We start from the raw sequence: 12356 nt of genomic DNA, 5'->3' as shown, positions 1-12356 counted from the left end.
ACTGTGATAGTTTTTTCTGCATGGCACAGAATGCGCGGTTTCGGTTGAGTCTGCGGGTGTTGTCGGTGCTGGCCGCCGAGCCCGAAAAGATGCACACCTCGGCGGCGATTGCCGATGAGCTGAAAGAGAGCGCCGTCATGGTGCGGCGCACGTTTCTGCTGCTGCACAAAGCCGGTCTCATCGTGCAGCGCAAAGGTCCGAACGGCGGCGCAAAGCTCAAACGCGCGCCCAAGCAGATCGGCCTGGGCGACATCTTCCAGGCGACGGCGGGCGACTGGTTCTCTGTCGGCGACAAGGCGCTCGACGCCTGGCTCGGCAAGGTGCGCGGAGACGCCATCGCTGCAATGAACGAGCACTCGCTGGGCGGCGTGGTCAAGCGGCTCGGAAAAGCAGGGAGTAAGAAGTAAGGACGAGTAAGCAAAGTCATTCCGCCTCTACAATTGTCATCCTTCCGCGGAGCGGGAGGACCTGCTTTTGCATTTCCATTCCACAACCTTTCCTGCATTTCCATTCCGCAGCGCAGCGGAGGAATCTGCTGTCCTTCAACAGCCAAATCCCGTCTTCAGATTTCCCGCAAAACTCGCATGTCAAGCCCCATTCACCCATAAACAACGCAAATGGAACAACATAACCGTGGCGGTTTAGTTTTTCCCTTTTGCTAAACTTAAATCAGCACTCAGATCGGCATGAGCATCCCAAGGGCAACGCTATCCGGGGATGACCCTTTTGAAAATAAGCCCAATGAATGGAATACTTTAGTACTTAAGTACGGGGAGGGGGTACCTACTCCGCCGACTCCCCATGCGGCTGCGTCTGCTTCTCCGCCAACTGCTCGGCAGTCTTCTGCTGCGGACGCATCAGCGGGAAAAGGATGACGTCACGGATGGATTTGGCTCCGGTCAGAACCATAGTCAGGCGGTCGATGCCGATGCCTTCGCCCGCTGTCGGCGGCAGTCCGTAGCCCAGCGCGCGAACGTAATCTTCGTCGATTTCGGCCATAGCCTCAGCGTCGCCTCGCTCCTTTTGCTCTACCTGCTCTACGAACCGCTCACGCTGATCGACGGGATCGTTCAGCTCGCTGAAGGCGTTGCCCAGCTCGAAGCCGCCGATGTAGAACTCGAACCGCTCCACCCAGTCCGGCTCGTCTGCCTTCTTCTTCGAGAGCGGCGAAACGGCGAGCGGGAAGTCGTAGATGATCGTGGGCTGGATGAGGTGTGGTTCCGCTACGCGTTCAAATTCCTCAGCAATCTCTTTCCCATCGCCTGAGGCTGGTATGGTTCCGCCGAACTTGATAATCGCTTCACGCATCGACAACTTCGTCCACTTGCACAAGTCAATCTCATGCCCGTTGAAGTGCGTAATTGTGGTGCCGTTCACCTGATGGGCGACGAAGACAATCAGCTCTTCGGTCAGGCGCATGAGGTCGTGGTAGTTCGCGTATGCCTGGTAGAACTCGAGCATCGTGAACTCGGGGTTGTGCCGTGTGCTGACGCCCTCGTTGCGGAAGTTGCGGTTGATCTCGTACACGCGGTCGAGGCCGCCGACGACCAGACGCTTCAGGTAAAGCTCCGGCGCGATGCGCAGGAAGAGGTCGAGGTCCAGCTCGTTGTGGTGCGTGATGAACGGACGCGCCGCCGCGCCGCCCGCGATGGGCTGCATCATCGGCGTCTCGACTTCGAGGTAGCCGCGCGCGTCGAAGAAGGCGCGAATGGCGCGGAGAATCGCCGCACGCTTGACGAAGACCTCGCGCACGTTGCCCGGGCCTTCGTCTTCGCTTGCTTGTTCCTCGGCTGCATCGGCAGGCTTTGCCGCGTTGCCCGTGTTCATGAAGAGATCAACGTAGCGCTGGCGATAGCGCAGCTCGGTATCTTCGAGGCCGTGATATTTGTCTGGCAGCGCGAGCATGGCCTTGGCGAGGAAGGTAAGTGAGGTGGCGTGAACGGTCAGTTCGCCGGTGCGCGTACGCATCAGGTGGCCGCGCACGCCAATGTGGTCGCCGAGGTCGAGTAACTTGTAGAGTGCGAAGGCGTTTTCGCCGACGTCGTCTTTGCGGACATAGATCTGAAAACGCTGTCCGCCTTGTTGAAGCTGCGCGAAACCGGCCTTGCCCTGGATACGGATGGCCATGATGCGCCCGGCGATGGAGACTTCGATAGGGGAGTGGTTCAGCGAGAGCTCTTCGGCGGTGGTCGCGTCGTAGGCGGCGCGCAACTCGGGGATGGTGTGCGAGGCGGCATAGCTGTTGGGGTAGGTGGACTGCGCCTCGTTCAGGCCGATCTCGCGGCCGAGGGCGGCAATCTGCTGAAGCTTCTCGCGGCGCTGCTGGTAGACCTTTTCCTCGAAGTCTGACTGATACACGGAGTTTCCTTTTTGCCTTGATGTTGATGAAGTTCCAGTATAGCGGGCGGCTGAATTGCCGCATGCAGATGCAAAAGGCCTGACGTTGAGCAACGACGATGACGCCGCTATTTATGATGCAAATCGACGCGCCTTTGTCTGGTGTAGCCGTGGTGTAATAAGCGTGAGGTAATAGACGGGCATGGCTGACGAACCGAAAAAGAGCGGCGCGCTGGGTGAACTGGTGAAGGCTGAGTCGATGATTCAGCTTGCCATTGCTCTGCCCGCTGGATGCCTTATCGGCTGGCTGGTCGGCGCGTGGCTCGACGAACGCTTTCACACCGGCTGGATTGCGATTGCGGGTATCATCCTGGGTGCGGCTGCGGGCTTTGTGAAGATATTCACGACGGCTCAGAAGTATCTGAAAGGCGACAAGGGATGAGTGATGTGGGGAATCAAGTGAAGGCACTGGCAGACTTTACCGATGCCGATTTTCGCCGCACAATGCTGAGTGCCCTGCGTCTGCTGGCCATTCTTACCGTGGTTGGAGGTCTGCTGGTGTGGTGGAAGATGGGCTGGCAGTCAGCGGCGCTGCTGGTGGTAGGCGCAGCGATCTCGGGTTCGGGGTTGTGGGAATGGCTGCGCCTGATGACCGCCGTGATGGCTCGCATGGATGGCGGCGCGATGGCGCGCCCCATGGGAATGGTGCTGGTGGGGTTCTTCCTGCGTCTGGGGCTGACCATAGTGCTGCTTTATGTTAGCCTTAAGATTCTGGATGGTTCTGTGTTTGCGCTGGCTGGCGGCCTTGCCTTGGGTGTGTTTTCGCTCACGGTGGAGGGTCTGCGGTTGATGAAGGCGTGGACGGTTTAGCCGATCTGCATCCGGAACAGCCACCTGTTTATTGCTCTTTATGCCAACGACATTATTTGCCCAGTTTCTGAACTTTCACTTCGGCGCTGCCGTGACCAGGCTGCTGCTGTCGCTCCATATTCAGCCGACCTATCCGACGGCTCCGATCACTGACACGTTTGCAATGGAGCTTCTAGTCTTCTTCGCGCTGCTCGTGTACTTCATCATCGTGCGAGTGACGCTGAGCGTCGAGAAGCCTGCCGCGTTTCAGCACTTGGCGGAGATTACGCATGAGTTCGTCTCTGAGCAGGGCGAGTCGATCATTGGGCATGGCTTCGAGCGATTCACGGGCTTCCTCGCGGTGCTTGGACTGTTCATCCTGATTGCGAACCTGATGGGATTGATCCCCGGGCTTAAGTCGCCGACGGCCGATGTGGTGGTGCCGCTAGGCTTCGCGCTGGTGACATTTGTCTACTACCACTACCACGGCGTACGCGCGAATGGTTTTGCCTACATTAAGCAGTTCCTCGGGCCGGTGTGGTGGCTGTACCCGCTGATGTTCCTGATCGAGATCATCTCGCATTTTGCGCGTATCCTTTCGCTCACTGTCCGTCTTTACGCGAACATTTTCGCTGGCGACCTGGTGACGCTCGCGTTCTTCTCGCTGGTCCCGCTCGGCATTCCCCTGCTCTTCATGGGGCTGCACATGTTTGTAGCAGTGGTTCAGGCATATGTGTTCTTCCTGCTTGCGGCGGTTTATCTGTCGATGGCAGTTGCGCACGATCATTAGAAACTGGTTCAGGTTTCACTGCGTTGGGGCCTCCTCTTCGCAGTGCGCAGTAACGCCGCATAGCGTGAGGGTGCCAGCACGGTGAGCATCAACCACCCACTGGCGGCGCATTTGATGGAGGTTGGAGTAACACCAATGAAGAAGCTGCAATATCTGTTCATGTCGTTGGCCGCGCTGCTGCTTGCATCGCCGGCCTTTGCGCAGTCCACCGCGGTGGCTCACCCGGAGAACCAGTGGATCCCGCTGGCCGCCGGTCTGGGCATGGCGCTGGCCGCCGGTCTGTGTGGTCTTGGCCAGGGTCGGGCAACCGCTTCGGCTACCGAAGCTCTTGCACGTAACCCGGGCGCGCGTCCTGGAATCTTCATCTTCCTGATTCTCGGCCTCGCGTTTATCGAGTCGCTGGCGCTGTTCACGTTCGTCATCATCTTCCTGAAGGCGAAGCCTATCTAAGCTGTTCCTTCGGATTGTTTGCAGTGTGAAAAGCCTCCGCCGGTGCGGAGGCTTTCTCATGTTTGGCTTGACGCTGCTTCACTGGATTTCGGCGCGCCTGAGCAGGGCGATGTAGCATAGCGGACTGAGCGCTATGGCGACATAGATGAGGTAAATCCATGGGAATTGTCCGATATAGAAATCGTGAGGGCTGAGAGATATCGGATTCTTGATTACCACGAATCCCACATAGTCCACTATGATCGCGGCGACTACCCAGAAAGCGCCAAGGGTTCGCGCTTCTCTGGTCAGGCTTATTTTTCCGGCCTGTTTTGCGCGCTTGCGAAAATAAGCCCAGGCAAAGAGGCTCCAGACCACAAGATTCATGAAGGGATAAAACCTCTCCGAGACGAGGTAGGCCTGGTTCTGGAGGGCCTCGGCGGCGGAGGGATAATGCCCTATGATTCCGATGAAGATGGACAAGGCAATACCCAGGATTGTGACTGAAATGTAGGCCAGGATGAAGGTTGTGAGTGCTCGTCTGTAATGGAGACGAGGCTGCGCGACTGGTTGCGTTCGTGTCGTCATGCGGTCTTCTACTTTCCTGTGAAGATTGAGAACTTGATCGGCAACCACTTAGCCGGTGGTGTCCGGAGCTTCAGCGCGCATGAGAAGATACGGAGGGAACTGGCTGCTGGTTCCTTTCAAAATAAACGATTTGCATGCAAGAAAAAGCCTCCGCATTGCGGAGGCTTTGCGGCTGATGTTGAGATGATCAGCGTTATTTGGTCACATCGTACTTGAGCTCGATGTGGCAGTTTGCAGGAGCGCTGGCGCACTCCTGACGGGCCTGCTCGATCAGCGCAGAGTGGCTGGCGTATTCAGCGAACATGACCGCGCCGCTCGGCACGATGCCTAGCGCCAGTGTTGCCGCCGCGGCCAGACCAAGGCCAACCGCTGCCGGAGCGCTGACGGGGCGGGGATTGTCGAGCATCGGAGCGTCGGTGGTGCGGCGCGAGTAGACCGAGGTCAGCAGGCGCAGGTAGTAGAAGCAGGCGACACCGCTGTTGAGCAGGCCGATGACCGCCAGCCAGACGTGTCCGCCGTGGATGGCTGCGGTGAAGACGTAGAACTTGCCGAAGAAGCCGCCGGTGAAGGGGATCCCGATCATGGAGAGCAGGAAAAAGGCCAGCAGCGCGGAGAGCACAGGACGCTTGAGCGCAAGCCCAGTGTAGTCTTCAAGCGTGCGAGCACGTTCCTGATAGCCAGCTACCTGGGTGATGACTGCGAATGCGCCGACGTTCATGGCTGCGTAAGCCGCGGTGTAGAAGCAGGCCGAGGCGATGCCGTCGAAGGGGAACGCAGTGAAGGCGACCAGCAGGTAACCGGCGTGCGCGATCGATGAGTAAGCGAGCATCCGCTTAACATCGGTCTGCTTGAGTGCGCCCAGGTTGCCGATGGTCATCGAGAGCACCGCAAGTATCCACATCAGCACGGCCCAGCGATGCTGCATCGCTGGGAAGCCGGTGAAGGTGATGCGCAGCAGCACGGCGAATGCCGCGGCTTTGGGTGCCGTGGACATCAGCCCAACGATGGGAGCAGGCGCACCCTGGTAGACGTCCGGTGTCCAGACATGGAATGGGGCGGCCGAGACCTTGAAGCCGAGGCCGATGAGGATCATGGCGAGCGCAAGGAATGCCATTGTGGGGGTGGCGGTCGTCGCAAGGCCGTGGGCAATGGCAAAGATATTCGTCGAGCCGGTGGCGCCGAAGGCGAGCGCGATGCCATAGAGGAAGAATGCCGTGGCAAACGAGCCAAGCAGGAAGTACTTGATGGAAGATTCACTGCCAGTGCTGCTGCCCTTGCGGAAGCCCGCGAGGATGTAAGTCGAGATCGACGAGATCTCAAGCCCAACGAAGACCATCAGTAACTCAACCGAGCAGGTCATGAACATCATGCCAACCGCGCCGAAGAGTACCAGCGCGAAGTACTCGCCTGCGTGCGAGGCATTGCCCTCAAAGTAGTCGAGCGAGCCCAGCAGCGTCACCAGCACGACCGAAGCGATGACGTAGTGGAAGAGCACAGAGAAAGCGTCCACCTGAATCGTGCTCGAGTAGGCGTGAATCGTGCCGAAGGACAACTGGTACCAGCTTGCGACACCCGAAGCGATCGTACCGATGATGCCGATCCAGCCGAGCGGCTTGCGGCTGGCGCCGGGCGCAAGCATTGGCTCGGCCAGCATGATGATGACGGCGGTGATGGTCAGGACAAGTTCAGGCAGCAGAGCAACAAGGTTGGGCGACATTTAGCGGGCCTCCGTTCTGTCGAGTGTGGAGGCGATCACGGTTTGGGGTGAAGCGGAGGTTGCGGCCACGGAGGGTGACGTGGTGGCCGGAGCTGTTTGAACGGGTTGCTGCGCCAGAACAACGCCTGCGCCATCGATGGCGCGCATCCAGAAGGGCGAGACGACGCCCATCGCCAGCATCAGGATGGCCAGCGGCCAGAGCGTGAGGTGCTCGCGCAGATTGAGGTCCGCGGCGGGCTTCATCGTGGACTTGTGCCCGAGATCGCCATAGAAGATACGTTGGATCATCCAGAGCATGTAGGAGGCGGTCAGGATGACGCCGGTGGTTGCCAGTACGGTCCAGCCGGTGTGGTGGAGAATCTCTGACTGCATGGAGCCGGAGAGCACGAGAAACTCGCCGACGAAGCCGTTCAGCATCGGCAGGCCGACTACCGAGAGCGCTGTGATGACGTAGAACGTCACCATCCAGGGCAGCTTCTGGGCCAGGCCGCCCAGCTCGCGCATGTTGTACGTGGAGTACCGCTCGTAGAGTGCGCCGAGCAGAATGAACAGAGCAGCGCCGCCGATGCCCTCGTTCAGGGTTGCATAGATGCCGCCGTCGATTCCCGCGATGGTGAACGAGAAGATGCCGAGGACCACCAGGCTGACGTGGCCAAGCGTGGCAAATGCGGCCAGACGTTTCATGTCATCCTGCACCAACGCAATCAGCGCACCGTAGACCACGCCAATCGCGCCAAGCGCAATCAGGAGCGGAGCAATGTGTCGCGACTGCTCAGGGAAGATACCGAAACTAAAGCGCAGGATTGAATAGAGGCCGAGCTTGCCGGCGAGCACCATGACGGCTGCGGTGGGTGCTTCGAAGACTGCATCCGAGAGCCAGCCGTGCAGCGGGAACACCGGAACCTTCACTGCAAATGCGCCGAGGAAAGCGAGCGAGGCCAACCACAGTGCCGCAGAGTTGGTGGAGATGCCGTGTGTTGCCGCGAGTTGTATCAGCGTTGGTACGTCGAAAGTGCCGGTCTGCGCGTAGACCCAGAGCATTCCCACCAGCAGGATGGCGGACGGAATGAAGGTGTACAGGAAGTATTTGAGCGCGGCCTTGCGGCGGTTCTCAGTGCGGCCAAAGACGGCGATCAGCACGACCATGGGGACTAGCGAAAGTTCCCAGAAGCCATAGTAGAGGAACAGGTCGAGTGAGACGAAGACGCCGAACATCGCAACCTGTAGCAGCAGGAACTGGATGTAGAAGAGCTTTTTACGGGTGTCGATCGCGCGCCACGAGATCAGCACGCCCAGAGGAGCGAGGAAGCCGGTCAGCACGACGAGCCACATTGAGAGGCCATCAACGCCGAGATGATAACGGATGGCGGGCGAGGCGATCCAACTGATGTTCTGCTCGAACTGGAAGCTTCCCGAGGCCGCCGAGTAGTTATAGTGCACTGGCAGGTGTAGCGTGGCGATGAAGGTGACGAGCGTGACGGCAAGCGCAGCCCACTGCATCACCTTGCCGCGGTCGGGCAGAAACGCGAGCAGAATGGCGCCCGCGAGCGGGATGAAGGTGATGATGGTCAGGATGGAGTGGTCTATGTTCATTGCGTCTTCAGTTCAATCGTTTCCGTGAAGCAACTGCGGTGCTGCGTGAATACTTCAGAGTTCGTTAGTGCAGGAGCCCGCGTCCGAAGATCATGACGATGAGAACTGCGGCGGCGCCAAGCGCGAGCCAGCCTGCGTAGGAGCGAATGTTGCCGGATTGCGCGCGGTTGGCGACTGAGCCTGTGCCGCGTGCGAGGGCCGCGGCTGCCCAGCCGGAGCCGTTGATGATGCCGCCGTCAATGAGGCCGCCGAGAATCAGGCGCGTGAACATCAGCAGCGGCGTGACGATGATGGTGCCGTAGATCTCGTCAACATAGAACTTGTTCGAGACGAGACGGTAGAGGGCAGGGAAGCGCTCTGCGTACGATGCTGCTGTGCCTGGTTTTTTGTAGTAGAGGAAAAACGCTGCGAAGAAACCGATGGCGACAACCAGGACAGAGAGTGTGGCTAGGCCAAACTCGAGCCCATGGCTTCCTGCGGTGGCTGCTACTGCGCCGCTTGAGAAGACTGGATCAAGAAAGTGCTCGATCTCGTTGTGTCCGCCGAAGACTGCGGGGACGCCGACGTATCCTCCGATAATAGAGAGGATCGCCAGGATGACGAGCGGAAAGAGCATGATTGCGGGCGACTCGTGGACGCCGTGCGCGTCATGGTGGCTGTGGTCTTCGGTGAAGCGCTCCTCGCCGAAGAAGGTCTTGAACCACAGGCGGAACATGTAAAAGGCGGTCATGCCGGCTGTGATGAGGCCGATGAGCCATAGAACTTTGTCGCCAGCGATGAATGTCTGGTAGAGGATTTCGTCCTTCGAGAAGAATCCTGAGAAGAATGGAACGCCGCAGATGGCGAAGACGGCAGCGGTCATGGTCCAGAATGTGATGGGGATGCGCTTCCGCAAGCCCCCCATGTTGCGCATGTCCTGTTCACCACCGAGCGCGTGGATGACGGAACCGGCAGCGAGGAAGAGCAGCGCCTTGAAGAAAGCGTGCGTCATCAGATGGAAGATGCCGGCGGCGTATGCGCCGACTCCGCAGGCCAAAAACATGTAGCCAAGCTGCGAGACGGTCGAATAGGCCAGTACACGCTTGATGTCGTTCTGCACCATACCCATCGAAGCGGCGAAGATTGCCGTTGCCGCGCCGATGATGGCGACTACGCCCAGCGCATACGGGCTGCGGTCAAACAGTGTATGGCAGCGGGCCACCATGTAGATGCCTGCCGTGACCATCGTGGCCGCGTGAATCAGCGCGGAGACTGGCGTGGGGCCTTCCATCGCGTCGGGCAGCCAGACGTACAGAGGAATCTGCGCCGACTTGCCCGCGGCGCCGACTACGAGCAGCAAAGCAATGGCCGTCAGGATGCCGCCGTGCCAGTCTGGATTGACCGAGATGGCGTCGAAGACGTGCGTAAAGTCGAGCGAGCCGAAGTTGCGGATCAACAGAAACATCGCCAGCAGGAAGCCGAAGTCGCCGATGCGGTTGACGATGAATGCCTTCTTGCCGGCGTTTGCCGCCGAATCCTTCTTGAAGTAGAAGCCGATCAGCAGGTACGACGCGAGGCCGACGCCTTCCCAGCCGACGAACAGCAGCAGGAAGCTCGATGACAGCACCAGCACCGACATGAAGAACATGAAGAGGTTCAGGTAGGCGAAGAACCGCCAGTAGCCCTCTTCGTGCGCCATGTAGCCGACGGAATAAAGGTGGATGAGGAAGCCAACGCCGGTGACGACACCGAGCATAATCAGCGTGAGGTGATCGACAGTGAAGGCGAAGTTGACCTGAAAGTCCGTGATGGCGATCCACGGGCTGCTTACGACGCTGATCGAGGCAGGCGCTCCTGCGGGAAGCATCACCGACCAGAGCCACGCAACGATGGCGGCGGGGATTGCGGTTGCAATCAGCGCGACGGCGGAGACCAGGGAGCGCGGAAATTTACGCCCAATGGTGCCGTTGATGAGAAAGCCCGCGAAAGGCAGCAGCGGAATCAGCCAGAGGTTCGAGGTGTTGATCATGGATGTCTCAGGGCTCATAGTTTCATCAGGTCGACCTGGTCGACATTCAGGGTCTGGCGCGTGCGGAAGATGGCGATGATGATAGCGAGGCCGACCGCAGCTTCCGCGGCGGCGACAACCATCACGAAGAAGACGAAGATCTGGCCGCTGATCTGGTGCCACTGGTGCGCGAACGCGACGAAGGTCAGATTGACGGCGTTGAGCATCAGCTCGATCGACATGAAGATGCTAATCAGGTTGCGCTTGATGAGAAACGCGCCCACTCCGATCGAAAACAGGATAGCGGCGAGGATGAGATAAGCCGCAATGGGAACTTCAGTGTGCATCGTCTAGCGCTCCTTTCTTGCGAGCACGACGGCCCCGAGGATGGCGATCAGGATGAGAACGCTGGTGACTTCAAACGGCAGTAACAGCTTGGTAAAGAGGACTTCGCTCAGCTCAGCGATATTGTTGGTCGCGTGGCTCAGATAGCCGCCGATGTTCGAGCCGCCGAATGCGTGGCGCTCCGTGAGGAAGACAAAGCTGAGTACACAGAAGATGGCCGTGGCTCCCGGAACGCCGGCCAGATACGCAGCGCGGCTTCCATGGGTGCGTTCCTCTTCACCGGCATTCAGAAGCATGATGACGAAGACGAAGAAGACCATGATGGCGCCGGAGTAGACGATGACCTGTGCGGCGGCCAGAAACTCCGCGCCCAGCGACCAGTAGAGGACGGCTAGCGAGAGCATCACGACCACCAGCGACAGGGCGCTGTTGATGGGGTGACGCTGCCACAGCAGGTTCAATGCTCCTGCAACAGCCAGCGCGCCAAAGATGATGAAGAGTGCCAGTTGCATGTTTTGTCTGCCAGGTCTTTCCTGAATCCTTTGAAACACTTCGAGCAGGACAGCGATGAAAACCGCCTGCCGATTGTAGAACAACCCGCGCTTGTAACAGCCCACGCGGTCCTAACCGTGAAACGCAAGTACAAGGCTGGTGACGACGATGTTCAGCATTGCCAGCGGCAACAGAAACTTCCAGCCGAAGCCCATCAGTTGGTCGTAGCGGAAGCGAGGCAGCGTGCCGCGCACCCAGATGTAGAGCAGAAGAAACGCGAAGACTTTCGCAACGAACCAGAGGATCGGGAAGATCGCCTCCAGGATCGGACCGCCGAAGGTGGCGGGGAGCAGGTGGCCGAGCGGGCTCGACGCGCCACCGAAGAACAGCAGTGTGGCCACACAGCTTACCGTAATCATGTTGGCGTACTCGGCCATGAAGAACATGGCGAACTTCATCGAGCTGTACTCTGTGTGGTAGCCAGCGACCAACTCGGATTCCGCTTCGGGCAGGTCGAATGGGGCGCGGTTCGTTTCGGCGTACGCGGCCATGAGGTAGATGAAGAAAGCGACGAACTGCCAGCCCCCGAAGAAGTTCCAGCTTAGCAGGCCGTGTGCGCTCTGGCTGTTGACGATGTCGCGCAGCGAAAGCGATTGCGCGCGCAGAATGACGCCGACCAGCGAGAGGCCAAGCGCCAGCTCGTAGCTGATCATCTGGGAAGTAGCGCGCAGGCTGCCCAATAGCGAGAACTTGTTGTTCGAGGACCAGCCCGAAAGCGCGATGCCGTAGACGCCGATTGATGTGATGCCGAGTATGACCAGCAGTCCGATGTTTAGGTCTGCAACGTTGAATAGTTCGACGCCCTTGATCTTTTGCATGCCGCCGAACGGCACGACGGAGATCGACACCAACGAGCAGGTCAGTGCGATGATGGGCGCAAGGATGAAGAGCGGACGCTCGGAGGCGAGCGGCATGAGGTCTTCCTTGAGGAAGAGCTTGATGCCGTCGGCCAGCGGTTGCAGCAGGCCGAACGGTCCGACGCGCGAGGGGCCCCAGCGGTTCTGCATGTGGCCGAGAACCTTGCGCTCCAGCAGCACCGTGTAGGCCACCGCCGTCAGCGTGATGACGAGCACGACGACGATCTTGATGATGCTGATCAGCAGGAATGTCTGGAACGGCGATAGGTGGCTCATGCGTCTCTGGCTTCTGGCTCCTGCGTTTGGCTCAAA

General features: G+C 59.2%; 13 protein-coding genes. 5 read left to right on the top strand and 8 right to left on the bottom strand.

Annotation, left to right across the window (positions count from 1 at the left end; all coding sequences use genetic code 11):
- Window positions 1-20: 20 nt before the first annotated feature.
- The gene (locus IEX36_RS06410) at window positions 21-407 is read left to right on the top strand and encodes an RrF2 family transcriptional regulator (RefSeq protein WP_188758429.1); all 387 of its coding nucleotides are present in this window, start codon (window positions 21-23) and stop codon (window positions 405-407) included.
- 376 nt (window positions 408-783) lie between these two features.
- Here IEX36_RS06410 and IEX36_RS06405 read toward each other — a convergent pair whose 3' ends face one another.
- On the bottom strand, window positions 784-2358 hold the full coding sequence (locus IEX36_RS06405; RefSeq protein ID WP_188758428.1) for a lysine--tRNA ligase: 1575 nt from the start codon (window positions 2356-2358) through the stop codon (window positions 784-786).
- Between the two features lie 181 nt (window positions 2359-2539).
- On the opposite strand from IEX36_RS06405, the gene IEX36_RS06400 reads away from it, so the two are divergent.
- The 4 genes from IEX36_RS06400 to IEX36_RS06385 all read left to right on the top strand — a co-directional run bounded on the left by IEX36_RS06400 (window position 2540) and on the right by IEX36_RS06385 (window position 4426).
- The gene (locus IEX36_RS06400) at window positions 2540-2779 is read left to right on the top strand and encodes an AtpZ/AtpI family protein (protein WP_188758427.1); all 240 of its coding nucleotides are present in this window, start codon (window positions 2540-2542) and stop codon (window positions 2777-2779) included.
- Window positions 2776-3207 (top strand): hypothetical protein, encoded by a 432-nt coding sequence (locus tag IEX36_RS06395; protein WP_229668762.1) that lies wholly within the window; start codon window positions 2776-2778, stop codon window positions 3205-3207. Before IEX36_RS06400 ends, IEX36_RS06395 begins: the two co-directional genes overlap by 4 nt.
- 40 nt (window positions 3208-3247) lie before the next feature.
- Window positions 3248-3976 (top strand): F0F1 ATP synthase subunit A, encoded by a 729-nt coding sequence (gene atpB, locus IEX36_RS06390; protein ID WP_188758426.1) that lies wholly within the window; start codon window positions 3248-3250, stop codon window positions 3974-3976.
- Window positions 3977-4111: 135 nt separating this feature from the next.
- The gene (locus IEX36_RS06385; protein ID WP_188758425.1) at window positions 4112-4426 is read left to right on the top strand and encodes an ATP synthase F0 subunit C; all 315 of its coding nucleotides are present in this window, start codon (window positions 4112-4114) and stop codon (window positions 4424-4426) included.
- Window positions 4427-4504: 78 nt separating this feature from the next.
- Here the strand turns inward: IEX36_RS06385 and IEX36_RS06380 are convergent, their stop codons facing one another.
- The 7 genes from IEX36_RS06380 to nuoH all read right to left on the bottom strand — a co-directional run bounded on the left by IEX36_RS06380 (window position 4505) and on the right by nuoH (window position 12320).
- Window positions 4505-4993 (bottom strand): hypothetical protein, encoded by a 489-nt coding sequence (locus IEX36_RS06380; RefSeq protein WP_188758424.1) that lies wholly within the window; start codon window positions 4991-4993, stop codon window positions 4505-4507.
- Between the two features lie 193 nt (window positions 4994-5186).
- Window positions 5187-6710 (bottom strand): NADH-quinone oxidoreductase subunit N, encoded by a 1524-nt coding sequence (locus IEX36_RS06375; RefSeq protein WP_188758423.1) that lies wholly within the window; start codon window positions 6708-6710, stop codon window positions 5187-5189.
- A complete protein-coding gene (locus IEX36_RS06370; protein ID WP_188758422.1) occupies window positions 6711-8303 on the bottom strand; it encodes a complex I subunit 4 family protein in 1593 nt (530 codons plus the stop codon).
- 64 nt (window positions 8304-8367) lie between these two features.
- Window positions 8368-10329: an NADH-quinone oxidoreductase subunit L gene (gene nuoL / locus IEX36_RS06365; protein WP_229668761.1), complete on the bottom strand. Its 1962-nt coding sequence runs from the start codon at window positions 10327-10329 to the stop codon at window positions 8368-8370.
- Complete coding sequence (gene nuoK, locus IEX36_RS06360; RefSeq protein ID WP_188758421.1) at window positions 10326-10637, bottom strand: NADH-quinone oxidoreductase subunit NuoK; 312 nt, start codon at window positions 10635-10637, stop codon at window positions 10326-10328. The genes nuoL and nuoK overlap by 4 nt, the downstream gene beginning before the upstream one ends.
- 3 nt (window positions 10638-10640) lie before the next feature.
- Window positions 10641-11147 carry an NADH-quinone oxidoreductase subunit J family protein gene (locus IEX36_RS06355; protein ID WP_188758420.1) on the bottom strand — a complete coding sequence of 169 codons (507 nt, stop codon included), beginning with the start codon at window positions 11145-11147 and terminating at the stop codon, window positions 10641-10643.
- A 111-nt stretch (window positions 11148-11258) separates the two neighbouring features.
- Window positions 11259-12320: an NADH-quinone oxidoreductase subunit NuoH gene (gene nuoH / locus IEX36_RS06350; protein WP_188758419.1), complete on the bottom strand. Its 1062-nt coding sequence runs from the start codon at window positions 12318-12320 to the stop codon at window positions 11259-11261.
- Window positions 12321-12356: the final 36 nt, after the last annotated feature.

The sequence above is a fragment of the Edaphobacter acidisoli genome (genome assembly GCF_014642855.1).
Lineage (GTDB): Bacteria > Acidobacteriota > Terriglobia > Terriglobales > Acidobacteriaceae > Edaphobacter > Edaphobacter acidisoli.
Note: the sequence above shows the minus strand (reverse complement) of the source record. Positions and strands in the feature narration are given on the sequence as shown.

Excerpts from the sequence above, each read along its gene's own strand:
- nuoL (WP_229668761.1), bottom strand. The coding sequence starts at position 10,329 with ATGAGCCCTGAGACATCCATGATCAACACCTCGAACCTCTGGCTGATT.
- nuoH (WP_188758419.1), bottom strand. The coding sequence starts at position 12,320 with ATGAGCCACCTATCGCCGTTCCAGACATTCCTGCTGATCAGCATCATC.
- IEX36_RS06385 (WP_188758425.1), top strand. The coding sequence starts at position 4,112 with ATGAAGAAGCTGCAATATCTGTTCATGTCGTTGGCCGCGCTGCTGCTT.
- nuoK (WP_188758421.1), bottom strand. The coding sequence starts at position 10,637 with ATGCACACTGAAGTTCCCATTGCGGCTTATCTCATCCTCGCCGCTATC.
- IEX36_RS06395 (WP_229668762.1), top strand. The coding sequence starts at position 2,776 with ATGAGTGATGTGGGGAATCAAGTGAAGGCACTGGCAGACTTTACCGAT.
- IEX36_RS06400 (WP_188758427.1), top strand. The coding sequence starts at position 2,540 with ATGGCTGACGAACCGAAAAAGAGCGGCGCGCTGGGTGAACTGGTGAAG.
- IEX36_RS06410 (WP_188758429.1), top strand. The coding sequence starts at position 21 with ATGGCACAGAATGCGCGGTTTCGGTTGAGTCTGCGGGTGTTGTCGGTG.
- IEX36_RS06380 (WP_188758424.1), bottom strand. The coding sequence starts at position 4,993 with ATGACGACACGAACGCAACCAGTCGCGCAGCCTCGTCTCCATTACAGA.
- IEX36_RS06375 (WP_188758423.1), bottom strand. The coding sequence starts at position 6,710 with ATGTCGCCCAACCTTGTTGCTCTGCTGCCTGAACTTGTCCTGACCATC.
- atpB (WP_188758426.1), top strand. The coding sequence starts at position 3,248 with ATGCCAACGACATTATTTGCCCAGTTTCTGAACTTTCACTTCGGCGCT.
- IEX36_RS06370 (WP_188758422.1), bottom strand. The coding sequence starts at position 8,303 with ATGAACATAGACCACTCCATCCTGACCATCATCACCTTCATCCCGCTC.
- IEX36_RS06355 (WP_188758420.1), bottom strand. The coding sequence starts at position 11,147 with ATGCAACTGGCACTCTTCATCATCTTTGGCGCGCTGGCTGTTGCAGGA.